Below are 24433 nucleotides of genomic sequence, written 5' to 3' on the forward strand. Positions count from 1 at the left end.
TCTGTCTACTAAATCCCGTTCGACTTGCATGTGTTAAGCACGCCGCCAGCGTTCGTCCTGAGCCAGGATCAAACTCTCAATTTAATGTTTGTTTGAAGCTAGCTTTTCAGCTGACTTTTGCTTTTTTATTCTCACCGAATTATTGTTTGGTTTGTACTTCTCTCAAAGTATTTACTTTATTTAATTTATTAAGGTTCTATACTCACGAAATATATTTTAAAACGTGATTTTCAAAGTTTATTTGAAGTTCGCGTTTTGTGAGCTAACTATTACATTATACTCTTGTATTTCTTTATTGTCAAGTGTTTTTTAATTTTTATTTAATTAAAAAATTCACCGAACAATTGAGTGCTTATATATATTATCAAGTTTGCACTATAATGTCAAGTGAATTTTAAAAATTTTTTACTTTTATTTTACTTCAGTAAACTATTACTGCTATATTTTCTCCTACATCATAATATATGCTTTCTAACAGGTTGGGGCTTACTTGTATGTCAGAGTTTTGTTCTGTAGATATTGTGTGTCTGTAAAATCCCAACGTGTAGTTTTTGGAGTAGCCTTTAATTTTGTTATCTATGTTGTAGATTCCTTTTGAGATTGGTTGTGTGATTTTTATTGGTATACTTTTGTTGATTTTGTAGTTATTAATGTAGTAGAGTGTTTTGTTTTGTTGGTCGATTTCAATGTATTCGTCTTGAATGTCATTTTTAAGTCTGGATTTGGCTTGTTTTGCGTAGACTGGTTCTATTGTTTTATCTTCTGCATCATCTAGTGTGAGTTTTATAAGTTCTACTGTTTTTTGTTTGTCGATTTCCCAGCCGTAGTCTGTTGCGTTGAGTGTGACTATTTTGTTTTCTGCTGTTTTTATTGTGTGTGGTTTGTTGTAGGTGTCTGTTTCTTTTTTCAAATCGTCTACGTAGTGTTCGATTTCACTGTCTTTATATACGAATCCATCTCTCTCATCAAAGTCCATCATGTCACGAAGCTGTGCGCCTTTGAGTTTATGGATTGTGTCGTTGAAATCAAAGCTTATTTCGATGTCTTTGAGTTTGTTGAGTTTGTTTTTGGCACGTATGATGTTCCAGTCGTTTGCGTAGACTTTTGGTTTGATGTATTCGTTTTTGAGGGTGACGATCTCTTTTTGTTCTAGTAGTGATTTTTTGATGGTGTCTTTTAGTTTATTTGTATCTATTTCGTTTCCGATTTCTTCTGGTATTATTGTGTATTCGTCATCCAAGTAACTGATGTAGGCGTTGTACGATTTTTTGGCGTTTTTGTTAAGCTGTGCTTGGTAGATTTTTTTGTTTAGTTTGTCTTCGTCAATTGTGTAATCGAAATTGATGTTGTATTTTTTGGTGTCAAAAAACGACAACGGCCATGAGAATGGGTTTTGTTCGATTTTGAAATCTTCTGGTATTTTTAGGTTGAAATCCACTTCTTTTGCATCTATTACAAGTTTACGGTTATCAGTAGCATTGATTGTGAGTGTTCTGATGTCTGCATTTCTGTCAACTATTTTGGATTTTTCGACATAGCTCATGTTGTAACCATTGACGTATGTGTTGGGTAGTGCGTAAAATGTGAAGAATGTTGTTGCACTAAAATACACCAGAAACAAGAATAGTATTGTGGTTATGAGTGCTCGTTTTTTCATTTGATTTTCCTTTTTCGTTGTGATTAATATTATTGTACTTTTAATTTGAGTATATATCAATGTTTGCAATAAAAAAAGCGAGTATAATAACTCGCCTTTTGATTATCTTGAGTACAACTCAACTATTAATGAGTCTGTAATTTCGATTGGAATTTCTTGTCTTTCAGGAAGTCTTGTCAATGTTACTTTGAAGTTTTCTTCCTTGTCAATGTAAGGTAATGATTGTGCAAAGTTTGTTTCGTAGTTTTCTTTGAACAATTCATTTGATCTTGATTTTTCTTTCAATTCGATTACAGATCCTTCAGCTACTTGGTAAGAAGGGATATCTACTTTTTTACCGTTTACTCTGATTAAACCGTGAGATACCATTTGTCTTGCTTGTCTGATTGATGATGCAAATGAAGCTCTTAGAACTAGGTTGTCTAATCTAGTTTCTAATTGTCTTACCATTACATCCCCAGTTGTAAGACCTTCTTTGTTGTTAAGGGCTTTTTCGAAGTATTTGTGCATTTGTTTTTCGTTTACTCCGTAATATGCTCTTAATCTTTGTTTTTCAAGAAGTTGCATACCATATTCAGTTAACTTCTTGTCGTTTCTTCCAAGTCCTTTACCCATTCTTTTGTTAGCTTTTGGGTGACCGCATACGTTTAGACCTAATCTTCTAGATTGTTTAAATCTAGGTCCCATCATTCTTGCCATTAATATTCATCTCCATTAAAAAATTATTTGCCGCGATAATTTTTTAAGCCAACGCTATTATATCACCTATAAGTTTGTTTTTCAACAATTTTTGTGTTAATTTTGTTGTAAATTTTCGATGAATTTAATGTATTGTTTTGCAAGCTCGTTGTCTTTATTAAGTGTAGCACCTTTTTCAAGGATTGCATCGTCTATTACGACTTCATCTTTTTCGATATTTACTGATACCGCTACTTTTGTTTTACCATTAGCTCCTACTAATGTGAAGTAGTTGTCAAATATGCTTTTTAATCTTAGATGTTTTACATATTTGTCGTGTTCATTCATCAATTTTGCTAATTCGTTAGCTTCTGCGTTTGTAAGTTCTCTTGTAAATTTCTTTCCGTCTTTTGTGTATGTGAATTTAACAGATGTCGCAACGTTTGGGTTGGTTTTGGCTAATTCTTGTTGAATTTGTTTGGATACTGTCTTTTCTCCACCTATTATAGCTACTTGAACGATTTTTGATTTTTCAAGGTATTGTTGTGTTTGTTGTGGTAATTTGTCTTTTGGTGTAAGAATCAATGGTACATCAAATCTTGCAGCGATTGGGTTGATTGCCAAGCTGTCTGCAAATACTTCTCCACTTGCAAGGTATGCTCCTTGTGCGTCTTTGTAGAATTTGTCAGCTATTTTAAGTGATGTTTCGTATCGGTCATTTCCAGCGATTCTTTCGATTACTTGTGGAAGTTCTTTTTCCAATGATTTGGATACTGAGTTTTCTCCACCTACGATGTAGCATTTTTTGATTTTGGAATCTTTTAGTGCTTGTTTAGTTACGTCGTTGATTTTATTTTTTTGTACTAATACGATTGGGTATCCGTTTTTAGTTGCGTATGCGCCAATGCTTAGTGAGTCTGCAAAGTTTTCGCCGCTTGCTATGATACAAGTGTCTGCGTCTTTGTATTCTTTGATGATTTCAGCGTTTGTAGCGTATCTGTCAGCGCCTTTGAATGATCTTACTTTACTTCCTTTTGGTAGTAATTGTTTTGCAACTTCGTTGCTGATAGACTTTTCGCCACCTATTTTGACAAAGTATTTTGTTTGTAATCTTTTGATTTCTTGGATTAATCCTTTGTCTGCTGTTTTCGCATCTGTCAATAATATTGGTGCGTTGTATTTTTTAGATAGAACTGTCGCACTTAGTGAATCTGGGAAGTTGTTTTGGTTCGCAAGGATTGCGAATTCTGATGATTTGATGTAGCTTTTAGCTATTTGGATAGATGTGTCAATCCTGTTTTTCCCGTTAATTCTGGATACTACGTATTGTTTTGTGCTTTGTGTGTTGCCGTTTGATTTGAGCTTATCAGCTCCCAACAATTCTTTTGTATTAGCGTCGACATAAACTTTTGTATCTTCATATTCAAATACATATGCAACTACTAGACCTTTGTTTTTTGTAAACTTTGTTGGCAAGTTGTCTATGTTGATTACTGAGGTTTCTGATTTTACTTTTGTTTCATCAAAATCTTTGATGGATTTTAGTTTTTCGATTGCAACTTTCTTTGCATCTTCAAGCTTTGCTGTAGGTGCTTTTGTAACCTCAAACTTTTCAATTTTGTTAAATGTTTTGAGTTCGTTTGTTTTCTTGTCAAATGATACTATTATTATATTGTACGGATTTTTTACATTAAATGAATTTTCTTTTTCAAATACAACTTTGTATCCGTTATCAAGTATGTCTTGTTTGTCGACTAATTTGTATCCTTCAGGAATGTAACCATCTTTTTGAAGCTTAGCTATTATGCTGTTTAAGTAATCTTCGAATTTGTCGTCTGATTTTCCTGATAACAGCTTTTCTGTGCTAGAAAGCGCATTAATTCCTACAAGTTTTCCATCTTTGTCAAATTTCAATGTGATTCCATTTTGTAATTTGATTTCATCTGCTAGGTTAGTCTTATCGATAGATTGATCGATTTTTAGACCAAGTTTTTCGATTGCATCTAACTTTTGTGTTTCATTTGAAGCGAATGAGTTTGTCGATAACAACAACGCTGATAAAGTTAGTGCAGCTACTATTTTTTTGTTCATAGGTTCCTCCCAATAAATTTTTGAATTATTCATTATTAACTAACAAATTATTCTTAATTTTATTATAATCCTATGATTTTTCTTTTGCAATTGGGCATAAAAAAAATAACTAAGCAAATGCTTAGTTATTTTCTATTTGTCAGCTTTCACTGTTTCTTTTTCTTCTGAGGATTCTTTTTTAGTGTAATCTACTAATTCAAGTATACACATTTCAGAACCATCTCCTCTACGAGGTCCTAATTTTAAGATTCTTGTGTATCCACCTTGTCTGTCAGCATAAACTGGTGCGATTTCTTCAAACAATGTGTGTACAACGTCTGTTTTGTATATATATTTAAGAGCTTCTCTTCTAGCGCTCAAATCACCTTTTTTACCAAGTGTAATCATCTTTTCAGCTTCTCTTCTAGCTTCTTTTGCACGAGTAACTGTTGTTTCGATTTTTCCATTTTCGAACAATGATTGAACTAGGTTTCTTAACATTGCTGTTCTGTGATCAGTTCTTCTACCTAATTTTCTTAAGTTAGCCAATGTCTATCCTCCTTTATTCGTCTTTTATTTCTTCTTTAAATGCAAGGCCCATTTCTTGAAGTTTTTCTTCAACTTCGTCTAAGGATTTTTTACCAAAGTTCTTTATCTTCATCATTTCTGCTTTTGTATGAGATACGATATCTCCTACAGTATTGATATTAGCTCTTTTCAAACAGTTGAATGATCTTAATGAGAAATCTAATTCTTCGATATTGATGCCCATTTGAGTTTCTTTATCTTTTTGATTGTCTTCGTCGTCACTGTTTGTATTACACTCGTAGTTAGGTAATTCACTGAATAATTCCAGGCAATTGATTAGGATGTTGCTTCCTTCGCTTAAGGCATCTTGTGGTCTAATTGTTCCATTAGTCCACACTTCTATTGTAAGCTTATCGTAATCAATTACTTGGCCAACTCTGGCATTATCTACTGTGAAATTAACCTTTTTCACAGGGCTAAACAGTGAGTCAATGGCGATATCTCCTATAATATCTTCTTCTGTTTTGTTAAATTCAGATATTTTGTAGCCTTTTCCGTTGATAACTGTGATTTGCATTTCTAATGAAGCATCTTCATTAAGTGTTGCAATATAGTGATCTGGGTTTTTAACTTCCAAATCAGTATCAACTAAAATATCCTTAGCTGTTAGAACACATGGACCTTTTATGTCTACATTCAATGATATAGGTTCTTCATTGTATTTCTTTACAGCGATACCTTTTAAATTCAAAATTATTTCAGGTACGTCTTCTTTGACACCTTTAATCGTAGACATTTCATGAGCTACACCTTGGATATTTATCTTTGATATAGCAGCTCCTGGTAATGATGATAATAAAACTCTTCTTAGAGAGTTTCCTAGAGTAGTTCCATATCCCCTTTCCAGTGGCATTATGACAAATTTACCGTAATTATTTTGTTCATCTAATTCAACGATTTTTATTTTAGTATCTAATTGTTCAGTCATAAATACAGCCTCCTTCGACAAGTCCCATCAGGAAATCCTGAATTAAGCCTATGTGTTATACTCTTCTCTTCTTTGGTGGTCTACAACCGTTGTGAGGGATTGGAGTTACATCTTTAATAGAGCTAACTTCAAGTCCAGAAGCTTGCAAACTTCTAATTGCAGATTCTCTTCCTGAACCTGGTCCTTTTACATAAACTTCAACAGTTTTTAATCCGTGTTCCATAGCTTTTTTAGCAGCTTCTTCAGCAGCTTGTTGTGCAGCGTATGGAGTTGATTTTCTAGATCCTCTGAATCCTAATTGTCCAGCAGAAGCCCAGCTTAATACGTTACCGTTAAGGTCAGTTAAACATACCATAGTGTTGTTGAATGTAGAAGAAATGTGTGCTTGACCTTTTTCAATATTCTTTTTTACTCTTTTTTTACCGCGAACATTACGTTTTGCGCCTTTAGTTTTTAGTGCCAATTAATTTCCCCCTCTCTATGCTTGTTTTCTAGGACCCTTACGAGTTCTTGCGTTGTTCTTTGTATGTTGTCCTCTTACTGGAAGGCCTTTTTTGTGTCTTGATCCTCTGTAGCAGTTGATTTCTTTCAATCTTTTGATGTTCATTGCTACATCACGACGTAAATCCCCTTCAGTAAGATAGTTGTCTAATTCATTTCTGATATCAGATAATTCAGATTCTGTTAAATCTTTTACTCTTGTGTCAGGATTGATTCCTAATTTAGCTAAGATTTTATTTGATGATTGTCTACCTATTCCATAAATTGCAGTTAGTCCAATTTCTACACGTTTGTCATTTGGTAAGTCGACACCTTGAATTCTTGCCATTTATACCTCCTACTAACCTTGTCTTTGTTTGTGTTTAGGGTTATCGCAAATAACCATAACACGACCTTTTCTTTTTATAATCTTGCACTTTTCGCACATTTTTTTAACTGATGGTCTTACTTTCATTGCTTAACCTCCGTTTATTTCTTTCTCCATGTTATTCTTCCACGATCCAAATCGTATGGTGATAATTCAACCGTTACTTTGTCTCCTGGAAGAATTCTTATATAATTCATTCTTAATTTGCCTGAAATATGAGCTGTTATTACATGGCCATTTTGAAGTTCTACCTTAAATACCGTATTAGGAAGAGCATCTACTACTGTTCCTTCTAATTCAATAACTTCTTTGGACATCCTTGTCTTGATCCTCCTTTTTTAAATTGTTTAACATATATCTTAGTTTCTTATCTGTTAAATTCTCTAATTGCAACTTTTTGTTGTACTTTTGAAGATGTTTGATCTTCTTTTTCTTTGGTTTTTCGATTTTACGTTGTTTTCCATCTACTACCAATACATAAGAATCGTCAAGAATTTCCAAAACCATTTGTAGTTTGCCCATATCACGACCACAAGTACTTAAAACAACTTGTCCTGTTTCAAGTTTGTTGTATTGGCTCATTAATTCTAACCTTTTTTTAATTCTGTTACTAACTTATTAGTGATTTCATCTATTGGAAGAGTTCCGTCAACTGTGAATACTAAATCTTGTTTGTTGTAGAAGTCTACTAAAGGTTTAGTTTGTGAATCGTATACTTTGATTCTGTCTAGTACAGTTTGTTCTTTGTCGTCTTCTCTTTGGATTACTGGAGTTTGGCATACATCACATATCCCTTCAACTTTTGTTGGGTTGTTATCAATGTGATAGCTTGCACCACAGTTTGGACATACACGTCTTCCTGAAAGTCTTTTTACAAGAGAATCTTTGTCAACGTCTATGTTTAATACGCGGTCTAGTTTCAATCCTCTTTTAGCTAGTCCTTCATCAAGGGCTTCGGCTTGAGGAATTGTTCTTGGGAATCCGTCAAGTAAGAATCCGTTTTTGCAATCTTCTTGATCTAATCTGTCCCAAACTATTTCTATTGTTAATTCATCAGGTACAAGTTTTCCTTCTGCAAGTAAGCCTTCAACTTTTTGACCTAGTTCTGTCTTTTCTTTGATATTTTTTCTGAAAATATCACCTGTTGAAATGTGAGGAATATCAAATTCTTCAATAACTCTTTTAGCTTGAGTTCCTTTACCTGCTCCCGGAGGTCCTAATAATATTAATCTCATTATAAACTCCTTACTTCAAAAATCCTTTATAGTGTTTCATAGTTAGCATACTTTCCATTTGTTTTACAGTATCTAATACTACACCTACTACGATGATGATTGATGTACCACCGAATAGGATTTGTATTCCTATAGCTTTTGATATTAGCATTGGTGCTGATGCTACTAACGCTAATATGATTGCGCCTATAAATGTTACTCTATCAGAAATTTTCTTTAGATACATGCCTGTTGGTTTACCAGGTCTAATTCCCATAATGAATCCGCCATATTGTTGCAAGTTCTTAGCGTATTCAACAGTGTTGAACTGAATTGCTGAGTAGAAGAATGCGAATATTATAATCAATAACATGTTTACTATTGAAAAGATAACTAACCCTGATGTTGTTTGTACTGTGAATATGTGGGCTAACCATACTGGCATGTCTTTGCCGAATAATAATGCTATTGTTTGTGGTAATTGTAAGATTGCTGATGCAAAGATTACTGGCATTACACCACCCATATTAACTTTGATTGGAATATGAGTTGATTGACCACCATACATTTTTCTTCCTACTACTCTTTTAGCGTATTGTACAGGAATTCTTCTTTCACCTTGGTTAATTAATACCACTACTACTAATATTATAATCGCTATTAGTACAAAAAGTAATATTTTCCACCAAGATAACATTCCTTGTCTAGATTGATAAATCATTGTACCGATTTGTCTTGGCATATTTGAAATGATACCTATGAAAATCAAGATTGAAATTCCGTTACCGATACCTCTTTCAGTAATCATTTCTCCTAGCCATACTAGAAACATTGATCCTGCTACCAAGCTTATTAGTATAACAAATCCTGTTAAAAAGCTTTTGTCTACGATTGCTCTGTTAAATAAACCATTAACTGTAGCATATCCTTGTATGAATGCCAAAATTATACTACAGATTTTAGTGTATTTACCCATTCTCTTCTTTCCTTCTTCACCTTCACGTGTAAGTTCTCCTAATCTAGGAAATGCTACTGTTAAAAGTTGAAGAATGATTGAAGCGGTAATGTAAGGGTATATCGAAAGAGCGAATATGCTCATTTGTCTCAATGATCCCCCACTTAATAGGTTCAATAAAGAAACTATTCCGCCTTCTTGACCGCTCATTATTTGTTTGATAATGGCCTTATCCATAAAAGGAACCGGTATTGCATTACCTAATCTAAAAACTACAACCATTAGTAGAGTAAAGCCGATTCTTTTACGAATGTCTAAAACCTTCCATGCGTCTTTCAAGGTTTTAAGCATCTTAAATCACCTCTACCTTTCCTCCGGCTTTTGTAATTTTTTCTTCAGCTGATTTAGTAAATTTATTAGCTTTTATAGTTAATTTCTTAGTTAATTCTCCGTCACCTAAAATCTTAACGCCGTCTTTAGCCTTAACTGGCTTAAAGAATCCTGCGTTTGCTAGGATTTCTGGTGTTATTTCATCTCCATCTTCAAAACAATTTAAGTCTCTGATGTTGATTTCAGCGTATTGTTTTGCGAAGTGGTTTTTGAAGCCTCTCTTAGGAAGTCTTCTGAATAAAGGCATTTGACCCCCTTCAAATCCTGGTCTTACGCCTCCGCCTGATCTTGAGTTTTGTCCGTCTCTACCACGTCCAGCATTGTGTCCTAATCCTGAACCGTAACCTCTACCAACTCTTTTTCTTGCTTTTACTTCTCCACCTTTAGCAGGTCTTAAGTTGTGTAATTTCACTATAACACCTCCTACTTAACTTCTTCTACGTCAACCATGAATGCAATGTGTCTAATCATTCCACGTACTGCATCATTGTCTTCTTTGATTACTGATTGTCCGATTTTATGAAGTCCAAGGGCTTCACAAGTTCTAATGTGTTTTTCAATTCTACCGATTTTGCTCTTTTTAAGAGTGATCTTTAATTTACTCACTTAAAAGCCCTCCTTATTTTAAAATTTCTTCTACAGACTTTCCTCTTAATTTAGCTACTTGTTCAGCTGTCTTAAGTGATTTAAGTCCTTCTACAGTTGCATTAACAATGTTTTGAGGGTTTGATGTTCCCAATGATTTAGAACGAACGTCTTTGATACCTGCTAATTCACATACCGCACGAACAGGACCGCCTGCGATAACTCCAGTACCTTCTCCAGCTGGTTTTAATAATACTCTACCAGCTCCAAATATTCCTGTTACTTGGTGAGGAATAGTTGTGTTTACGATAGGAACTGTGAAGATGTGTTTTTTAGCATCTTGGCTAGCTTTTCTAATAGCTTCTGGTACTTCTTGTGCTTTACCAATACCAACACCAACATGTCCGTTTTTATCTCCAACTACTACAAGGGCTGCGAATCTAAAGTTTCTACCACCCTTAACAACCTTAGCTACACGGTTAATATTTACAACTCTTTCTTCTAATTCTAAACCTTCTATTTCTTTATTTAAAAGTTCCAATACTAAATACCTCCCTTGCACTAAAATTTAAGTCCGGCGCTTCTAGCACCTTCAGCTAATTCTTTAACTTTTCCGTGATATAAATATCCAGATCTGTCAAATACGCATTGTTCAATGCCTTTGTCGATAGCTTTCTTACCGATTAATTCACCAACAAGTTTTGCAGCTTCCATGTTAGATTTTGATTCGCCTTTGTAATCTTTATCTAATGTAGATGCAGCTACTAATGTGTTGTGGTTAACATCATCGATTAATTGTGCATAGATGTTAGTATTAGACTTGAATACGCATAATCTTGGTTTTTCAGAAGTTCCTGTAAGGTTCTTACGAATACGTAGATGTCTTTTAACTCTATTTGCATTTTTATCAATTTTCTTAAACATACCTTACTCCTTTCTTACTTACCTGTTTTACCGACTTTACGTCTAATATGTTCATCTTCATATCTGATACCTTTACCTTTGTATGGTTCAGGTCCTCTTAAGTCTCTGATTTTTGCAGCATAGTTACCAACTTGTTGTTTGTTATTACCACTGATAACTAATGTGTGTTGTTCTGGAACTTCAACTGTGATTCCTTCTGGATCTTCTTTTTCAATTGTGTGTGAATATCCCAAGTTTAACACTAATTTTTTACCTTGTTTTGCTGCTCTGTAACCAGTACCTTCTATAATTAAAGTTTTCTTGTATCCTTCAGTAACACCTTCAATCATGTTAAAAACAAGAGTTCTTGTTAAACCATGAAGTGATTTGTGTCTTTTAATGTCTGAAGGTCTTGAAACTGTGATTGTATTATCTTCTACTTTGATAATCATTTCCTTTGGCATTTGTTGAACTAATTCACCTTTTGGTCCCTTTACAGTACACAAATTGTCTTCAGTTATTTTTACTTCAACGCCATTAGGAATTTCAATTGGTTTTAATCCAATTCTTGACATGGTCAAACCTCCTTATAATGTTTGTGTTACCATACGTAACAAATTACTTCTCCACCAATACCTTCTTTTCTAGCAACTTTATCAGTTACAAGGCCTTTTGATGTAGAGACAATAGCAATACCAAGTCCGCCTAAAACCTTAGGAACTTCATTTGCTCTGGCATAGACACGAAGTCCAGGTTTAGATATTCTCTTGATACCTGAAATTACTTTTTCTTCGTTAGGACCATATTTTAAATCTATTGTAATGATTCCTTGTTTACCGTCATCAGTAACATTGAAACCATCGATAAATCCTTCATCTAATAAAATTTGTGCTATTGATTTTTTGATATTAGATGCAGGAACTTCAACAACTTTATGTTTCGCATTAACTGCGTTTCTTATTCTTGTTAGCATATCTGCTATAGGATCAGTCATCATAAAAGCTTCCTCCTTCCTTTCTTACCAGCTTGCTTTTCTTACGCCAGGGATTTCGCCTTTATAAGCCAATTCTCTAAAGCATATACGGCAGATGCCATATTTCTTTAAATATCCGTGAGGTCTACCACAAATTTTGCATCTGTTATATTCTCTTGTGCTAAACTTTGCAGGTCTTTTTTGTTTTGCGATCATTGATTTTTTAGCCACTAAAACTCCTCCTTATTTCTTAAATGGCATTCCCATTTTGTCTAATAATTCCTTAGCTTCTTCGTCAGTGTTTGCAGTAGTAACGACCACAATATCCATACCTCTAATTTGATCTACCATATCGTATTCAATTTCAGGGAATATTAATTGTTCTTTGATACCTACAGCATAGTTTCCTCTACCATCGAATGATTTAGAAGAAATACCTCTAAAGTCTCTTACACGTGGAAGAGAAATGTTCATAAATTTATCTAAGAAATCATACATTTTTTCACCACGTAATGTAACTTTAACACCAACATTCATTCCTTCTCTAAGTTTGAAGTTAGCGATAGATTTTCTTGCTTTTGTTACAATTGGGTGTTGTCCTGTAATTGTTTCTAATTCTTTAACTGCGCTTTCGATAGCTTTAGGATTTTCTTTTGAAGAGCCTAAACCCATGTTAAGCACGATTTTTTCCAATCTTGGAACTTGCATGATGTTTTCATATTTGAAACGTTCAACCAAGAAAGGAACAACTTCATTTGTATATTTTTCTTTTAATCTGGAAGTCAAGTTTATACCCTCCTTATGTTACTTAATAGTTTCGTTGTTAGATTTCATAAATCTAACCTTCTTACCGTCTTCAAACTTGTAACCTAATCTTGTGCCTTTCTTGTTTTTAGCATCATAATACATTACGTTTGAAACATCAATAGGAGCTTCTTTTTTGATTAGTCCACTTTCAACACCACGTCCGTTAGCTTTTTGGTGTTTAGTAACTATGTTAACTCCTTCTACTACCACTTTATTTTGTTTGGCTAATACTTCAATAACATTTCCAGTCTTTCCTTTGTCCTTACCAGAAATAACTATTACAGTATCTCCATTTTTAATCTTCATATCTCTTTACACCTCCAATTATAATACTTCAGGTGCCAATGAGATTATTTTCATGAAGTTATTGGCTCTCAATTCACGAGTTACTGAACCAAAAATTCTTGTTCCCACTGGATTTTTATCATCTTTTATAATTACAGCTGCGTTATCGTCAAATCTGATGTAACTTCCATCAGCTCTTCCCAATGGTTTAGTTGTTCTCACGATAACAGCTTTTACTACATCACCTTTTTTAACCATACCGCCCGGTTGTGCAGATTTAACTGAGCAAACTACGATGTCTCCGATAGCTGCGTACTTTCTTTTAGTACCACCTAAAACTCTTATTACTAGTAGTTCTTTTGCACCAGAGTTATCTGCAACTCTCAAACGACTTTCTTGTTGAATCATAAAATTCTCCTTTCGTAATAAGAATTACTTAGCTTTTTCTATAACTTCTACAAGTCTCCAGTTCTTTGTCTTAGAAAGAGGTCTTGTTTCCATTATTTTAACTTTATCGCCGATACCAGCAATGTTTTCTTCATCGTGTGCTTTAAATTTAGTTGTTTTTCTTAATTGTTTACCGTATTTAGGATCTTTGACAAGTGTCTTAACTTCTACAACAATTGACTTATCCATCTTATCTGAAACAACTATACCAACTATGGTTTTTCTCATATTTCTTTCCATAATTGTTAAGCCTCCTTACCAATGTTTAGCTCACGTTCTCTAATAATAGTCTTAATGCGAGCTATATCTTTTTTTACAAGTCCTATCATCATAGGGTTTTCTAATTGCCCAGTAGCTAATTGAAAACGTAGATTAAACAATTCACTTTTAGATTGTTCTAATTGTTTTTGTAAATCTTGATCTGATAGATTACGAATTTCTTTAGTTTTCATCAGCTTCACCGTCCTTTTCTCCGAACTCTTCACGAGCTATAAATTTAGTTTTGATAGGTAGTTTGTGTTGAGCAAGTCTCATAGCTTCACGTGCTACTTCTTCAGGAACACCTGCCATTTCAAATAATACTCTACCTGGTTTAATTACTGCTACCCAATATTCTGGAGCTCCTTTACCTGAACCCATACGAATACCGATAGGCTTCTTTGACACTGGCTTATCTGGGAAAACTTTAATCCAGATGTTACCGCCTCTTTTTATATATCTTGTCATAGCACGACGTGCTGCTTCTATTTGATTAGCTGTTAACCAACAAGAACCTAACGCTTGTATACCATAATCACCGTAAGTTAAAGTATTGCCTTTTAATGCTTTACCTTTCATTCTGCCTCTGTGAACTCTACGGTATTTTACTCTTTTAGGCATTAACATAGAATATTTCCTCCTCTCGAATTAGTTTTTAGCTGCTTGGGATTTACCTTTTCTGTTATTGTTTCTTCTTTTTCTGTTTTTGTCGTTTTTTTTGTTTTTGTAAACAGGTAAATCTTCTTCTGTCATACCAGGTAACATTTCACCTTTGTATAACCAAACTTTAACACCAAGCTTACCATAAGTTGTGTCTGCTTCTGCAAATCCATAGTCGATTGCAGCTCTTAGAGTTTGAAGAGGAATAGTTCCTTCGCTGTATCCTTCGCTTCTTGCCATATCAGCTCCACCAAGTCTACCAGAAACCATAGTCTTAATACCCAAAGCTCCTGCTCTCATGCTTCTTTGCATTGTTTGTTTCATTGCACGTCTGAAAGAAATACGTCTTTCTAATTGACTTGCGATATTTTCTGCAACTAATTGTGCATCTAAGTCTTGGAACTTAATTTCTTCTACATTTATGATTAATTTCTTACCTGTTAATTTTTCTAATTTATTTTTTAATTCTTCAACGCCAGCACCTTGACGGCCAATAACCATACCAGGTTTAGCTGTGTTGATAGTTACTTTAATTTTGTTTGATGCTCTTTCGATGGCTATACTGCTAATACCAGCGCTGAAAGATTCTTTCTTGATTAGTTCACGAATTTTGTGATCTTCTACTAAATAATCACTAAAATCTTTTTTATCTGCAAACCATCTTGAATCCCAGTCTTTGATAACACCAACTCTTAATCCTTTAGGATTAACTTTTTGACCCATCAGACTCCTCCTTATAATTCTCTTTCTTCTACAACTACGCCAACATGACTTGATCTTTTAAGGATTGGATAAGCCATTCCTTTAGCTTTTGGTCTCCATCTTTTCATTACTGGAGCATTATTAGCGTATGCTTGTGATACAAAAAGATCTTCTCTGTTTAATCCAAAATTGTGTTCTGCGTTTGCAATTGCTGAATTTAGCACTTTTTCTAAAATTCTAGCACCTTTTTTAGGAGTGAATTTCAATATAGCAAGGGCTTCATCAACTTGTTTACCTCTAATTTCTTTGCATATAAAGTTAACTTTTAGAGGAGAAATACGTACATATTTCGCTATAGCTTTAGCTTGCATTGTCATACCTCCTTATATTAATTACGAACCTTACTCGTTTTTTCGTTTTTAATGTGACCTTTGTATGTTCTTGTAGGAACAAATTCTCCTAATTTATGACCAACCATATCGTCAGTAATATAAACAGGTACATGCTTTCTTCCATCGTGAACTGCAATAGTGTGACCTACGAAGTTAGGGAATATTGTAGAACGACGAGACCAAGTTTTAATAATCTTTTTTTCATCGTTTTTGTTAAGTTCTTCCACTTTCTTCATTAAGTGTTCATCGCAGAAAGGTCCTTTTTTAAGTGATCTACTCATTCTATCCCTCCGTTATTTCTTTCTTCTTCTTACAATGTACTTATTAGACTTTTTGTTTTTCTTACGAGTCTTAAGTCCAAGTGCTGGTTTACCCCATGGAGTTGAAGGAGCTGGTCTACCGATTGGTGCTCTACCTTCACCACCACCGTGAGGGTGATCTACTGGGTTCATTGCTGAACCTCTTACGTAAGGTCTCTTACCTAAGTGTCTGTTACGTCCAGCCTTACCGATTGTAACTAATTCGTGAGAGATATTTCCAACTTGACCTACAGTAGCTTTACAGTCAAGGTGAATTAATCTGAATTCTCCTGATGGTAATCTTAATTGAGCAAATTTACCTTCTTTAGCCATAAGTTGTGCTTCAGCACCAGCTGTTCTAACTAATTGAGCTCCTTTGCCAACTTTCATTTCGATGTTGTGAACTGTAGTACCTACTGGAATGTTTCTCAATGGAAGAGCATTACCAGGTACGATATCTACATCAGCACCACTTTCAACTACATCTCCAACTTTTAGTCCTTGTGGTTGGATGATGTATCTTTTTTCACCATCTTCGTATTGTAACAAAGCGATGTTTGCTGTTCTGTTTGGATCGTATTCGATTGATTTAACAACAGCTTTAATACCATCTTTGTTTCTCTTAAAATCTATAATTCTATATTTTCTCTTAGCTCCGCCGCCTCTGTGACGAATAGTTACTCTACCATAAGAGTTTCTTCCGCCAGATTTGTTTAAGCTAACAGTTAATGATTTTTCAGGAGTAGTTTTTGTGATTTCATCAAATGATAAAACACTCATACCACGTACACCGGCAGAAGTCGGTTTATATTTTTTTATTGCCATGTTTTTACCCCCTTAATTACATTCCTTCGAAAAATTCAATTTCTTTTGAATCTTCTGTTAATGCAACTATAGCTTTCTTCCAATCAGATCTCTTACCACTGTGAGCGCCCATTCTCTTAACTTTTCCTTTAACGTTCATAGTGTTAACAGATTTTACTTTAACATCAAAAATCTTTTCGATAGCGTTTCTGATTTCTATTTTATTCGCATTTTTATCTACTTTGAATACATATTTCTTTTCTTCCATTTTTTCCATAGAATCTTCAGAAATAATTGGTTTCAAAATAATATCATATGGTGATTTCATTATTGAAACACCTCCTCAAGAATTTTAACAGCATCAGTTGTAATAACTAATGAGTTGTATTTCAAACAATCATATACATTGATTAATCTAGCTTCACAAATAGCTACATTTTCAATGTTTCTAAATGATCTGTAAAGTGTATCATCATTTTTATCAACAACTACTAAAGCTTTCTTGTCTGCTTTAATATTCTTTAATACTTCAACAGCTTTTTTAGTGCTAATAGCATCTAAGCTTAATTTATCTAAAACGATCATTTCATTGTCATTAACTTTGTCAGTTAATACTGATTTGATTGCAAGTCTTCTAACTTTCTTAGGAACAGCGTAGCTGTAATCTCTAGGTTTTGGAGCGAATACTACCCCACCACCTCTCCATTGTGGAGATCTGATAGATCCTTGTCTTGCTCTACCTGTACCTTTTTGTCTCCAAGGCTTCTTTCCTCCACCTCTTACCTCACTACGAGTTTTAGCAGATTGTGTGCCTTGTCTTTTATTAGCAAGTTGATTTCTAACTACTTCGTAAACAACGTGCTCATTAACATCAACGCCGAAAATGGCTTCATTTAATTCTAATTCTCCAACATTTTCTCCTTGTTGGTTTAAAATTTGAACTTTAGGCATGTTTCATCCTCCTTCCTATTTTGACTTAATAGCTTCTCTAACAGTAACTACTCCACCTTTGTTTCCTGGAACAGCTCCCTTAATAAGAAGTAAGTTTCTTTCATTGTCAACTTTAACAATTTTCAAGTTTTGAACAGTTACACGGTCGTGACCCATCTTTCCTGAACCTTTACGTCCTTTGAATACTCTTGCTGGATAAGATCCCGCACTTCTTGCACCTGCAACTCTGTGTGATTTAGAACCGTGTCCCATAGGTCCTCTTGAATAGTTGTGTCTAACTATTGAACCTTGAGTTCCTTTACCTTTTGAAATACCGATAACATCTACAACATCTCCGTCTTGGAAGATATCTAATTTGATTTCATCTCCAAGGTTGAATTGTTCGTCATCACCTATTTTGAACTCTTGTAAGTGTTTCTTGAATGAAACGCCTGCTTTGCCAAAATGACCTCTCATTGGTTGGTTTACATGTTTTTCTTTCTTTTCGATGTAACCAACTTGAATTGCGTTATATCCTTCTTTTTCTTTAGTTTTGATTTGTGTAACAACCATTGGACCCGCTTCAATGACAGTTACTGGAACAACACTACCATCTTCGTTGAAGATTTGAGTCATTCCGATTTTTTTACCTAAAATACTCTTCATTGAGTACACCTCCTATAGTGTGATATCCACATTAAAATTTACTTACAGCGGATTGCTTTACAATCATACTAAGATTAAAGTTTAATTTCGATATCTACGCCGGCAGGAAGGTTAAGTTTTTTAAGCGCTTCCAATGTCTTTGCGTTAGGATTAATGATATCGATTAATCTCTTATGTGTTCTTTGTTCGAACTGTTCTCTTGAGTCTTTGTATTTGTGAACAGCTCTTAAGATTGTAACAACTTCTTTTTCTGTTGGCAACGGAATAGGACCTGATACTTTAACGTCAGTTCTCTTAGCTGCCTCAACGATTTTTTGAGCTGATTGATCGATTAATTCGTGATCGTAAGCTCTTAGTCTGATTCTGATTTTTTGATTTGCCATTTAGGCACCTCCTCTATATTTTTGAAGAAGCGTCTTGCTGGGTTATATTCATACACCCTCCCGGGTGTACAGTGACCTAAAATTTAAAAAACTTTTTTAAAAAGTTTAACCCATCGCCCTAATCGTGTAGGACTTCTCGGTGAAAATTACCTCGGAAGATTAATCACGTTTCCCGAGCAACCTTCCACTTCTACGCTTACTAACTTTAGGCACAACTGGTATTATACATTGTCTATACAACAATGTCAACACCTTTTTGAAGTTTTTTTGTAAAATTTCAATATTTTTACGAAAAATTTGTTTCCTTCCTTATTATATAATAAAAGGGCGGGGAGTAAAAGTTATATTCTTGCTGAACGCATTTCAAAAAACAAAAATAATTTAGCACGAATATCTGTCTCCAAAAATAAACAAATTCAAAGCTTGTGAACCTAAAATCTCAAGTGCGAGCTTCGCTCTGGCACGAGTGAGATTTTTTCACGGTTCACTTCGCTAGAATTTGTGATTATTTTTTACGAATGATATTCTTAGCTAAAACTATTTTTGTTTTTATTGCTAAGAAGTGTCGTCAGTAATTTTCGGTAACATTTTTCGTTTTAACTTGCGACAAATTTTCATCCAACAATTTTCGTTTTAACTTTCAACAAAGTGTTGTTAATAATTTTCTTAATATTTAGTGAATAATATTCTTTAAATCTGGGTATATAAAGTATATCAACAATTTAAGGAGGTGTTAGTATGGTAGAAGAAAAGAAATCAGTTGATTGGATTTCTCTTATTACAGGTATTTGTTTTATTATAGTTTCATTCATAGCTTTTAAAAATCCATATGCCAGCTTAGCGAGTCTGGTGATTTATTTTGGAATAATTGCAATTGTTAAAGGCGTAGGCGGAGTTTTAATTTATAAAAAGATAAAAGATTTTACAAGACTGAACATAAAATTATTCTTTTGGATAAGCATAATAGATATAATACTTGGCCTCATTCTTCTTTTTAATGTCGAATCTGCTGTATTGATCATTCCGTATGTGTTCTCGATTTGGTTTATTATCGATTCAATCAACGATATTAGTTTCGGAAGATATCTAAGGTTTGTTCCAGGTGGACTTTACCATCTTAATATCATAATTAATATTATTACTTTAATTCTTGGAATTATGATGTTGTACAATCCTTTAAGAGCATCTTTTACGGTTGTATTTTTAATTGGAATGTATTTGACAATATCTGGCGTTAAATATATTGCATATGCTTTCAAACATGAGTATTAAAAAAATCGTCTCAAAATGATGTGTGCCATCTTTACCGGGTCATCCAGTAAGGATGGTACATATCAAAACGAGACGATTTTTTATATTTTAATGTTAACCCATTTACCTTGTCTAAATCTGATTGAATTGAACATGTATCTAGAGAATTGGTCGGAGAAGATTCCTAGCCATATTCCCACGATTCCCATTTCAAACACAGATACAAGGATGTATGTTACTACTGTCCTTATGATTGTTACACTTATGATTGAAGAGATTAATGTGTATTTTACATCACCTGCTGATCTCAAACATCCTCCGTAGATGATTTGTGAGATTTGTAGAAGGACTATTACTGTGATGAATCTTGCGATGATTTCTCCTGTTTCTATGATGGAGAGTTTGTCGAAGAACAAATGGAATATTCCTTTTCCAAATAACAACAATATCAAAGATAGTACAAGAGATATCATAAGTCCTATTCGTTGGCAGACTTTGCCGTAAATCTTGGCGTTTTCTTTCTTACCAGCGCCAAGGCTTGATCCTGTTAGAACGACTGCTGCAACTTGCATTCCGTCTGCGAACGCAAAACAAATACTTAGAAGATTCATTCCTACATTGTGTGCTGCAAATGTGTCTGTTCCAAGTCCCGCTGCCATAAGTGCCGTTGTCAAGAATCCTATTCTCATGGCTATGTTTTCAACGAACAAGTTGGTTCCAAGTTTGACGATACTTGTGAATACTTCAACTGTTGGCTTGATTTTCTTTTTGAAAATGTATTTGATTTGTACGAAACCATCTTTTCTGAAAAGCGATCTAATGCACATTATACTACTTACGACTGTTCCAAGTACTGTCGCAAGCGCCGCTCCTGAAACTTCCATTTTGGGAAAACCAAAATTACCACCTATCAAGCAGTAATTAAAAAATATGTTGACAATACTTGACACCAAGTTAGTTGTAAATGCAATTCTAGTGTTGCCCGATCCTCTTTGTGCTGCATTTATCGTCATACTCACTACGGAGAAAATCATTCCTCCCATGATTATTCTGAAATAATTCAGCGCATCAGTATGCGTGTCCGAGTTACTTCCTGCAAGTCTCAGAATACTATCCGAAAAATACACCATCACAGTGCTTATAACAACCGTTAGCACAAGTCCCATGATAATCGCTGTTACAAGTATTCTGTTTGCTTCTTCCTTGTCCTCTTCTCCAAGACGTCTAGCAACTAAAGCCGACGTAGCGATATTTATGGAGAAGAATATCGCTAGTGCTATGAATTTGGGTTGTGTGGTAAGACCTACAGCCGCTACTGCAGAGCTTCCAATCGAAGACACCATGTATGTGTCAATAATTCCCGCAAGTGCTATGAAAAAGCTCTCCAACACCGACGGCCACGCCACCTGTATTGCTCTTTTGTAAAAATTCTTATTCTTCATTTAATCATCCATTCTATCGTTCAATCTAATTCTAATACTCAATCTAAAAATAAAATTATATATTACATCATACTACTACAGAAAATTTAATACAAGTTAGCGTGTCTTAATTCTCACAGTTGAATATTCTTCATTAGTATATACAACTTCAAATCCACAGCTCAAAAACAAATTCAACGAAGGATTGCCTATACCAATATTATCGTAAAGCTCATCTATGTCCAATTTTTTCGCCAAATCAATCAAAAACATTAACGCTTTTTTCCCGTAGCCATTGTTTCTGTATTCGTCTTTTACAATTAAACTGCAAATCCACCTATCATCTTCCTTATATATACAACATTCTCCGACAGGCTTGTTATGACCCATAATGTAATAGTAAAATCTGTCGTCAGAGTTTATCCATTTGTCATACCAACTTTGCCATTTGTCTTCTGAGAAATCAATAGCTCCGCCATATTTTTCATTGAAACTCATCGTGTTTTCATCCGCCAACAATTCTTGTCTGAAATTCAACTCATCAAATTCAGGAATCACAAAATCACATTCGTAGTCTTCGTCAATCATCGAATACATACAAGAATCTGCGACGCCTTGGTTGTCCATTGCTGATTTTCTAAGACATCCTTCGAATTTCATATTAGCATTCATCATAACCTTGCCACTTGCAGAATTTCTCCTGTCGTGTGTGGCTTCAACTCTTACGGCGTGTTTATCTTCAAACAAATATTTTATCATCAGTTTCAAAGACTCAGTCATTATTCCCTGGGACCAATAATCGTATGCCAAGCAGTAGCCAATAGCGTAAGTCTTCGGATTTTCCTTAATTAATGATGCAGATATGCAACCGATGTTTTTATCGTTTGTGTTGCAAATCGCAAAGTACACATCCTTGTCGTCGTTTATCCATTGTTTAATTATACTTTCAGTTTGCTGGATTGATGTGTGAGGCTCCCACGTCAAAAACTTCGTAACTCTGCTGTCACTTGCCCAGTTTTCATACATTTTGCCTGCATCATTTATCGTAAATTTTCTTAAAATTATTTTGTCAGTTTTCATAATTGCACTTCCTTTTTTATATAATACCATATTATTTTCTTTGCACTAACCACTTTTAAGATAGAAAGTTATCAATTTCGTTGACTAGTTATATTTTATAATTTATAATTAAATCACGATAGTATTTATCGTTAAATAATTTCTGGAGGTGAACTAATGAGTTCAGAAGAAAACAATTGCTGTTGCGAAGTCGTAACGAAAGAAAGCCTCATACAAGGATTCACAGGTGAGGTTATCGGTACATTTTTGATGTGCTTTTTAGGAATTGGATCTGTAGCCACAGCTACATTGTACCAAGCGCACACTGGTCCATTCCAAGTCGGTATCGTGTGGGGTCTTGCAATCGCTATTGCGATTTACGCTACTAGAAACTTGTCTTGTGCGCACTTCAACCCAGCGGTTACTTTTGCAATGTGCATTTCCAAAAGATGTTCATGGAAGAATTTCCCTGTATACATACTAGGTCAATTTGTTGGGGCTATCTTAGCAGCCAGTGCATTATGGGTGTTCTTTGCAGATTCTGTGAAGAAAAGCTTGGATGCAGCTAACTTGACCATGGATGTGGCATCACCAGCATCAAGTATTTGGATTGAAGTGTTCCCTAACACAGCAAACGGCGTAATCGGTATGCCTGTTGCGGCTTTCGCAGAAGCACTTGGCGTTTTCATTTTGGTTATGATTATTTTCTCAATGACTGAAGGTTGTAACATAGGTAGACCAAGCGACGATTTGTTCCCATTATTTATCGGTCTAACAGTTGCCGCTTTGATATGTACAATTGGACCTATGACTGATGCAGGACTTAATCCAGCGAGAGATTTCGGCCCAAGAATCGTGGCGTATTTTGTTGGATGGAAAAACATCGCATTCACAATGGATGCATTCATAGTTTATGCACTTGCACCACTAATCGGAGCTGGACTAGCAGCGATTTTCTTTACAAAAGTAATCGAGCCAATGCAAAACTCAAAAAATAGTTGCGGTTGCAATTAATGGTATAATAATATTAGAGTAACAATAGGAGGTATTTATGGAAGACATTAGAAAACAAGTATCAGAATATTATAGCAATATAACTACAGAAAAAGAAGGACAAATGGAAACAAAAATCTGTAGTTGCCAAGATAATATGCCTGAACATTTGAAAGAAATAAGAAGTATGATTAATCCTGAAATCATCAAAAGATTTTACGGATGTGGCTCTCCAATCCCACAAGCCTTAGAAGGATGCACTGTATTGGATTTGGGATGCGGTACTGGAGTTGACGTGTATGTAGCTTCAAAATTAGTTGGCGAAAATGGAAAAGTAATCGGCGTGGACATGACTGATGACCAATTAAACTTTGCTAAGAAATACCAAGACGAAATGGCTGAAAAATTTGGCTACAAGAAATCAAACGTAGAATTCAAAAAAGGATACATCGAAGATTTGAAATCAATCGGAATCGAAGATGAATCAATCGATGTTGTAATCAGCAACTGCGTTATCAACCTTTCCCCTTTCAAAGAAGAAGTGTTCAAAGAAGTGTGGAGAGTATTGAAAAAAGGTGGAGAATTGTACTTCTCAGATATTTTCGCTGACAGAAGGGTTTCTGATGAAATATACCAAAACCCTGTATTACGTGGTGAATGTTTAGCCGGTGCAATGTATGTAGAAGATTTCAGAAGATTATTGCATAAAATCGGCTGGGAAGATTTCAGATATACTAAAATCACTAAGGCACCAATCGAAAACAGAAAAATCGAAGAATTAGTTGGCAATGTGAACTTCACATCAAGAACTGTAAGAGCTGTGAAATTACCAGGAATTATCGAAGATAGATGCGAACAATACGGACAATTCGTAACTTATCGTGGAGGTATTTTAGGTAGTGAACACTACTTCGACCTTGACGACCACCACAGATTCTATAAAGATTTGCCAATGGCAGTGTGTGGAAATAGCTGTGCAATGATCGAAGAAACAAGATTTAAAAAATACTTCGATGTCGTTGGAGATAGAACAAATCACTTTGGTCTGTTCGATGGTTGTGATGGCCCAGGAAATGAATGTGATTGTGATGGAAACAGCGGTTCTTGCTGCTGCTAACAAAATCAAAAGCTGTGAGTTTTTAAGGTGACCCCAAAAAGTTGGACTTTATACCAGAGACATTTAAAAATTATTTGTCTCTGGTTTTTTTGTCCTATTCTACCCATAGGGGTAGAAATTTTTATGCTACATTTTTCTTTCTATATTCTA

General features: G+C 34.7%; 38 protein-coding genes and 1 rRNA gene. 3 read left to right on the forward strand and 36 right to left on the reverse strand.

Annotated elements, in window-relative coordinates:
* The 34 genes from ACU68U_RS08090 to rpsJ all read right to left on the reverse strand — a co-directional run.
* A 16S ribosomal RNA gene (locus ACU68U_RS08090) occupies positions 1–84 on the reverse strand; the annotation flags it as partial.
* Between the two features lie 337 nt (positions 85–421).
* Positions 422–1657, reverse strand: a complete 1236-nt coding sequence (locus tag ACU68U_RS08095) for a peptidoglycan binding domain-containing protein (RefSeq protein ID WP_446763112.1) — start codon at positions 1655–1657, stop codon at positions 422–424.
* Positions 1658–1759: 102 nt separating this feature from the next.
* Positions 1760–2356, reverse strand: a complete 597-nt coding sequence (gene rpsD / locus ACU68U_RS08100) for a 30S ribosomal protein S4 (protein WP_002836144.1) — start codon at positions 2354–2356, stop codon at positions 1760–1762.
* 96 nt (positions 2357–2452) lie between these two features.
* Positions 2453–4426, reverse strand: coding sequence for a cell wall-binding repeat-containing protein (locus tag ACU68U_RS08105; protein WP_446763113.1), 1974 nt, complete (start codon positions 4424–4426; stop codon positions 2453–2455).
* Between the two features lie 132 nt (positions 4427–4558).
* Positions 4559–4954, reverse strand: a complete 396-nt coding sequence (rplQ, locus tag ACU68U_RS08110) for a 50S ribosomal protein L17 (RefSeq protein ID WP_094203277.1) — start codon at positions 4952–4954, stop codon at positions 4559–4561.
* Between the two features lie 13 nt (positions 4955–4967).
* Positions 4968–5921, reverse strand: coding sequence for a DNA-directed RNA polymerase subunit alpha (locus ACU68U_RS08115; protein WP_110058301.1), 954 nt, complete (start codon positions 5919–5921; stop codon positions 4968–4970).
* A 55-nt stretch (positions 5922–5976) separates the two neighbouring features.
* Positions 5977–6384 carry a 30S ribosomal protein S11 gene (gene rpsK / locus ACU68U_RS08120; RefSeq protein WP_002836140.1) on the reverse strand — a complete coding sequence of 136 codons (408 nt, stop codon included), beginning with the start codon at positions 6382–6384 and terminating at the stop codon, positions 5977–5979.
* Positions 6385–6399: 15 nt separating this feature from the next.
* Positions 6400–6750: a 30S ribosomal protein S13 gene (gene rpsM, locus ACU68U_RS08125; protein ID WP_002841105.1), complete on the reverse strand. Its 351-nt coding sequence runs from the start codon at positions 6748–6750 to the stop codon at positions 6400–6402.
* A gap of 12 nt (positions 6751–6762) precedes the next feature.
* Complete coding sequence (gene rpmJ / locus ACU68U_RS08130) at positions 6763–6876, reverse strand: 50S ribosomal protein L36 (protein ID WP_002836138.1); 114 nt, start codon at positions 6874–6876, stop codon at positions 6763–6765.
* Between the two features lie 14 nt (positions 6877–6890).
* Positions 6891–7106: a translation initiation factor IF-1 gene (gene infA / locus ACU68U_RS08135; RefSeq protein ID WP_002836137.1), complete on the reverse strand. Its 216-nt coding sequence runs from the start codon at positions 7104–7106 to the stop codon at positions 6891–6893.
* Positions 7087–7371, reverse strand: a complete 285-nt coding sequence (locus tag ACU68U_RS08140; RefSeq protein WP_002836136.1) for a KOW domain-containing RNA-binding protein — start codon at positions 7369–7371, stop codon at positions 7087–7089. The genes infA and ACU68U_RS08140 overlap by 20 nt, the downstream gene beginning before the upstream one ends.
* A 5-nt stretch (positions 7372–7376) precedes the next feature.
* The gene (locus ACU68U_RS08145; RefSeq protein WP_094223067.1) at positions 7377–8024 is read right to left on the reverse strand and encodes an adenylate kinase; all 648 of its coding nucleotides are present in this window, start codon (positions 8022–8024) and stop codon (positions 7377–7379) included.
* Between the two features lie 10 nt (positions 8025–8034).
* A complete protein-coding gene (secY, locus tag ACU68U_RS08150) occupies positions 8035–9309 on the reverse strand; it encodes a preprotein translocase subunit SecY (protein ID WP_094203275.1) in 1275 nt (424 codons plus the stop codon).
* Between the two features lies 1 nt (position 9310).
* A complete protein-coding gene (rplO, locus tag ACU68U_RS08155) occupies positions 9311–9760 on the reverse strand; it encodes a 50S ribosomal protein L15 (protein WP_002836133.1) in 450 nt (149 codons plus the stop codon).
* An 11-nt stretch (positions 9761–9771) separates the two neighbouring features.
* Positions 9772–9954 carry a 50S ribosomal protein L30 gene (gene rpmD, locus ACU68U_RS08160; RefSeq protein WP_094203274.1) on the reverse strand — a complete coding sequence of 61 codons (183 nt, stop codon included), beginning with the start codon at positions 9952–9954 and terminating at the stop codon, positions 9772–9774.
* Positions 9955–9967: 13 nt separating this feature from the next.
* Entirely contained in the window at positions 9968–10474 is a 507-nt protein-coding gene (rpsE, locus tag ACU68U_RS08165) for a 30S ribosomal protein S5 (protein ID WP_002837356.1), read from the reverse strand.
* A 20-nt stretch (positions 10475–10494) separates the two neighbouring features.
* Positions 10495–10857, reverse strand: a complete 363-nt coding sequence (rplR, locus tag ACU68U_RS08170) for a 50S ribosomal protein L18 (RefSeq protein WP_094203273.1) — start codon at positions 10855–10857, stop codon at positions 10495–10497.
* A 14-nt stretch (positions 10858–10871) separates the two neighbouring features.
* Positions 10872–11411, reverse strand: coding sequence for a 50S ribosomal protein L6 (gene rplF, locus ACU68U_RS08175; protein ID WP_316102666.1), 540 nt, complete (start codon positions 11409–11411; stop codon positions 10872–10874).
* Positions 11412–11437: 26 nt separating this feature from the next.
* Positions 11438–11833, reverse strand: a complete 396-nt coding sequence (gene rpsH / locus ACU68U_RS08180) for a 30S ribosomal protein S8 (RefSeq protein ID WP_002836125.1) — start codon at positions 11831–11833, stop codon at positions 11438–11440.
* A 21-nt stretch (positions 11834–11854) separates the two neighbouring features.
* On the reverse strand, positions 11855–12040 hold the full coding sequence (locus tag ACU68U_RS08185) for a type Z 30S ribosomal protein S14 (protein ID WP_002836123.1): 186 nt from the start codon (positions 12038–12040) through the stop codon (positions 11855–11857).
* A gap of 12 nt (positions 12041–12052) precedes the next feature.
* Positions 12053–12595, reverse strand: a complete 543-nt coding sequence (rplE, locus tag ACU68U_RS08190) for a 50S ribosomal protein L5 (protein ID WP_002836122.1) — start codon at positions 12593–12595, stop codon at positions 12053–12055.
* Between the two features lie 18 nt (positions 12596–12613).
* Entirely contained in the window at positions 12614–12922 is a 309-nt protein-coding gene (gene rplX, locus ACU68U_RS08195; protein ID WP_002841124.1) for a 50S ribosomal protein L24, read from the reverse strand.
* 18 nt (positions 12923–12940) lie between these two features.
* Positions 12941–13309: a 50S ribosomal protein L14 gene (gene rplN / locus ACU68U_RS08200; protein WP_002836120.1), complete on the reverse strand. Its 369-nt coding sequence runs from the start codon at positions 13307–13309 to the stop codon at positions 12941–12943.
* 24 nt (positions 13310–13333) lie between these two features.
* A complete protein-coding gene (rpsQ, locus tag ACU68U_RS08205; protein WP_002836119.1) occupies positions 13334–13588 on the reverse strand; it encodes a 30S ribosomal protein S17 in 255 nt (84 codons plus the stop codon).
* Positions 13589–13593: 5 nt separating this feature from the next.
* Positions 13594–13800, reverse strand: coding sequence for a 50S ribosomal protein L29 (gene rpmC / locus ACU68U_RS08210; protein WP_002836118.1), 207 nt, complete (start codon positions 13798–13800; stop codon positions 13594–13596).
* Positions 13790–14233 (reverse strand): 50S ribosomal protein L16, encoded by a 444-nt coding sequence (rplP, locus tag ACU68U_RS08215; protein WP_094209381.1) that lies wholly within the window; start codon positions 14231–14233, stop codon positions 13790–13792. Before rplP ends, rpmC begins: the two co-directional genes overlap by 11 nt.
* Positions 14234–14254: 21 nt before the next feature.
* Positions 14255–14989: a 30S ribosomal protein S3 gene (gene rpsC / locus ACU68U_RS08220; RefSeq protein ID WP_094205164.1), complete on the reverse strand. Its 735-nt coding sequence runs from the start codon at positions 14987–14989 to the stop codon at positions 14255–14257.
* A gap of 11 nt (positions 14990–15000) precedes the next feature.
* The gene (gene rplV / locus ACU68U_RS08225) at positions 15001–15339 is read right to left on the reverse strand and encodes a 50S ribosomal protein L22 (RefSeq protein WP_002836114.1); all 339 of its coding nucleotides are present in this window, start codon (positions 15337–15339) and stop codon (positions 15001–15003) included.
* Between the two features lie 17 nt (positions 15340–15356).
* A complete protein-coding gene (gene rpsS, locus ACU68U_RS08230; protein ID WP_002836113.1) occupies positions 15357–15641 on the reverse strand; it encodes a 30S ribosomal protein S19 in 285 nt (94 codons plus the stop codon).
* A gap of 12 nt (positions 15642–15653) precedes the next feature.
* The gene (rplB, locus tag ACU68U_RS08235; RefSeq protein WP_094208003.1) at positions 15654–16484 is read right to left on the reverse strand and encodes a 50S ribosomal protein L2; all 831 of its coding nucleotides are present in this window, start codon (positions 16482–16484) and stop codon (positions 15654–15656) included.
* 16 nt (positions 16485–16500) lie between these two features.
* Complete coding sequence (gene rplW / locus ACU68U_RS08240) at positions 16501–16791, reverse strand: 50S ribosomal protein L23 (RefSeq protein WP_154254991.1); 291 nt, start codon at positions 16789–16791, stop codon at positions 16501–16503.
* Positions 16791–17414, reverse strand: coding sequence for a 50S ribosomal protein L4 (gene rplD / locus ACU68U_RS08245; RefSeq protein WP_002836109.1), 624 nt, complete (start codon positions 17412–17414; stop codon positions 16791–16793). The genes rplW and rplD overlap by 1 nt, the downstream gene beginning before the upstream one ends.
* 15 nt (positions 17415–17429) lie before the next feature.
* Positions 17430–18059 (reverse strand): 50S ribosomal protein L3, encoded by a 630-nt coding sequence (rplC, locus tag ACU68U_RS08250; protein ID WP_094209379.1) that lies wholly within the window; start codon positions 18057–18059, stop codon positions 17430–17432.
* A 74-nt stretch (positions 18060–18133) separates the two neighbouring features.
* Positions 18134–18442, reverse strand: a complete 309-nt coding sequence (gene rpsJ / locus ACU68U_RS08255; protein WP_094203268.1) for a 30S ribosomal protein S10 — start codon at positions 18440–18442, stop codon at positions 18134–18136.
* Between the two features lie 738 nt (positions 18443–19180).
* Here rpsJ and ACU68U_RS08260 point away from each other — a divergent pair.
* Complete coding sequence (locus ACU68U_RS08260; protein ID WP_002840199.1) at positions 19181–19714, forward strand: HdeD family acid-resistance protein; 534 nt, start codon at positions 19181–19183, stop codon at positions 19712–19714.
* 80 nt (positions 19715–19794) lie between these two features.
* Here ACU68U_RS08260 and ACU68U_RS08265 read toward each other — a convergent pair whose 3' ends face one another.
* Both ACU68U_RS08265 and ACU68U_RS08270 read right to left on the reverse strand, forming a co-directional pair.
* The gene (locus tag ACU68U_RS08265; RefSeq protein WP_154272882.1) at positions 19795–21135 is read right to left on the reverse strand and encodes an MATE family efflux transporter; all 1341 of its coding nucleotides are present in this window, start codon (positions 21133–21135) and stop codon (positions 19795–19797) included.
* Positions 21136–21231: 96 nt separating this feature from the next.
* A complete protein-coding gene (locus tag ACU68U_RS08270) occupies positions 21232–22194 on the reverse strand; it encodes a GNAT family N-acetyltransferase (protein WP_154272883.1) in 963 nt (320 codons plus the stop codon).
* Positions 22195–22350: 156 nt separating this feature from the next.
* On the opposite strand from ACU68U_RS08270, the gene ACU68U_RS08275 reads away from it, so the two are divergent.
* Both ACU68U_RS08275 and ACU68U_RS08280 read left to right on the forward strand, forming a co-directional pair.
* Complete coding sequence (locus ACU68U_RS08275; RefSeq protein WP_154272884.1) at positions 22351–23187, forward strand: MIP/aquaporin family protein; 837 nt, start codon at positions 22351–22353, stop codon at positions 23185–23187.
* A gap of 37 nt (positions 23188–23224) precedes the next feature.
* Positions 23225–24283 carry a methyltransferase domain-containing protein gene (locus ACU68U_RS08280; protein ID WP_154272885.1) on the forward strand — a complete coding sequence of 353 codons (1059 nt, stop codon included), beginning with the start codon at positions 23225–23227 and terminating at the stop codon, positions 24281–24283.
* The last annotated feature ends 150 nt before the right edge of the window (positions 24284–24433 follow it).

The sequence above is a fragment of the Finegoldia sp. P3-F-LR genome, from assembly GCF_052932165.1.

What these genes read in the sequence shown, in the direction of transcription:
- rpsM (WP_002841105.1), bottom strand. Translation starts at nt 6,750, where the DNA reads ATGGCAAGAATTCAAGGTGTCGACTTACCAAATGACAAACGTGTAGAA.
- ACU68U_RS08260 (WP_002840199.1), top strand. Translation starts at nt 19,181, where the DNA reads ATGGTAGAAGAAAAGAAATCAGTTGATTGGATTTCTCTTATTACAGGT.
- ACU68U_RS08280 (WP_154272885.1), top strand. Translation starts at nt 23,225, where the DNA reads ATGGAAGACATTAGAAAACAAGTATCAGAATATTATAGCAATATAACT.
- rpsD (WP_002836144.1), bottom strand. Translation starts at nt 2,356, where the DNA reads ATGGCAAGAATGATGGGACCTAGATTTAAACAATCTAGAAGATTAGGT.
- ACU68U_RS08145 (WP_094223067.1), bottom strand. Translation starts at nt 8,024, where the DNA reads ATGAGATTAATATTATTAGGACCTCCGGGAGCAGGTAAAGGAACTCAA.
- rpsJ (WP_094203268.1), bottom strand. Translation starts at nt 18,442, where the DNA reads ATGGCAAATCAAAAAATCAGAATCAGACTAAGAGCTTACGATCACGAA.
- rplD (WP_002836109.1), bottom strand. Translation starts at nt 17,414, where the DNA reads ATGCCTAAAGTTCAAATTTTAAACCAACAAGGAGAAAATGTTGGAGAA.
- rplN (WP_002836120.1), bottom strand. Translation starts at nt 13,309, where the DNA reads ATGATTCAACAAGAAAGTCGTTTGAGAGTTGCAGATAACTCTGGTGCA.
- ACU68U_RS08115 (WP_110058301.1), bottom strand. Translation starts at nt 5,921, where the DNA reads ATGACTGAACAATTAGATACTAAAATAAAAATCGTTGAATTAGATGAA.
- ACU68U_RS08140 (WP_002836136.1), bottom strand. Translation starts at nt 7,371, where the DNA reads ATGAGCCAATACAACAAACTTGAAACAGGACAAGTTGTTTTAAGTACT.
- ACU68U_RS08105 (WP_446763113.1), bottom strand. Translation starts at nt 4,426, where the DNA reads ATGAACAAAAAAATAGTAGCTGCACTAACTTTATCAGCGTTGTTGTTA.
- rplB (WP_094208003.1), bottom strand. Translation starts at nt 16,484, where the DNA reads ATGGCAATAAAAAAATATAAACCGACTTCTGCCGGTGTACGTGGTATG.
- rpsC (WP_094205164.1), bottom strand. Translation starts at nt 14,989, where the DNA reads ATGGGTCAAAAAGTTAATCCTAAAGGATTAAGAGTTGGTGTTATCAAA.
- ACU68U_RS08275 (WP_154272884.1), top strand. Translation starts at nt 22,351, where the DNA reads ATGAGTTCAGAAGAAAACAATTGCTGTTGCGAAGTCGTAACGAAAGAA.
- rplP (WP_094209381.1), bottom strand. Translation starts at nt 14,233, where the DNA reads ATGTTAATGCCTAAAAGAGTAAAATACCGTAGAGTTCACAGAGGCAGA.
- ACU68U_RS08265 (WP_154272882.1), bottom strand. Translation starts at nt 21,135, where the DNA reads ATGAAGAATAAGAATTTTTACAAAAGAGCAATACAGGTGGCGTGGCCG.
- ACU68U_RS08095 (WP_446763112.1), bottom strand. Translation starts at nt 1,657, where the DNA reads ATGAAAAAACGAGCACTCATAACCACAATACTATTCTTGTTTCTGGTG.
- rpmC (WP_002836118.1), bottom strand. Translation starts at nt 13,800, where the DNA reads ATGAAAACTAAAGAAATTCGTAATCTATCAGATCAAGATTTACAAAAA.
- rpsQ (WP_002836119.1), bottom strand. Translation starts at nt 13,588, where the DNA reads ATGGAAAGAAATATGAGAAAAACCATAGTTGGTATAGTTGTTTCAGAT.
- rplC (WP_094209379.1), bottom strand. Translation starts at nt 18,059, where the DNA reads ATGAAGAGTATTTTAGGTAAAAAAATCGGAATGACTCAAATCTTCAAC.
- secY (WP_094203275.1), bottom strand. Translation starts at nt 9,309, where the DNA reads ATGCTTAAAACCTTGAAAGACGCATGGAAGGTTTTAGACATTCGTAAA.
- rplF (WP_316102666.1), bottom strand. Translation starts at nt 11,411, where the DNA reads ATGTCAAGAATTGGATTAAAACCAATTGAAATTCCTAATGGCGTTGAA.
- rplX (WP_002841124.1), bottom strand. Translation starts at nt 12,922, where the DNA reads ATGAAGATTAAAAATGGAGATACTGTAATAGTTATTTCTGGTAAGGAC.
- rpsS (WP_002836113.1), bottom strand. Translation starts at nt 15,641, where the DNA reads ATGAGTAGATCACTTAAAAAAGGACCTTTCTGCGATGAACACTTAATG.
- rpsH (WP_002836125.1), bottom strand. Translation starts at nt 11,833, where the DNA reads ATGATGACTGATCCTATAGCAGATATGCTAACAAGAATAAGAAACGCA.
- rplV (WP_002836114.1), bottom strand. Translation starts at nt 15,339, where the DNA reads ATGCAAGCTAAAGCTATAGCGAAATATGTACGTATTTCTCCTCTAAAA.
- rplR (WP_094203273.1), bottom strand. Translation starts at nt 10,857, where the DNA reads ATGTTTAAGAAAATTGATAAAAATGCAAATAGAGTTAAAAGACATCTA.
- rpmJ (WP_002836138.1), bottom strand. Translation starts at nt 6,876, where the DNA reads ATGAAAGTAAGACCATCAGTTAAAAAAATGTGCGAAAAGTGCAAGATT.
- rplW (WP_154254991.1), bottom strand. Translation starts at nt 16,791, where the DNA reads ATGAAATCACCATATGATATTATTTTGAAACCAATTATTTCTGAAGAT.
- infA (WP_002836137.1), bottom strand. Translation starts at nt 7,106, where the DNA reads ATGTCCAAAGAAGTTATTGAATTAGAAGGAACAGTAGTAGATGCTCTT.
- ACU68U_RS08270 (WP_154272883.1), bottom strand. Translation starts at nt 22,194, where the DNA reads ATGAAAACTGACAAAATAATTTTAAGAAAATTTACGATAAATGATGCA.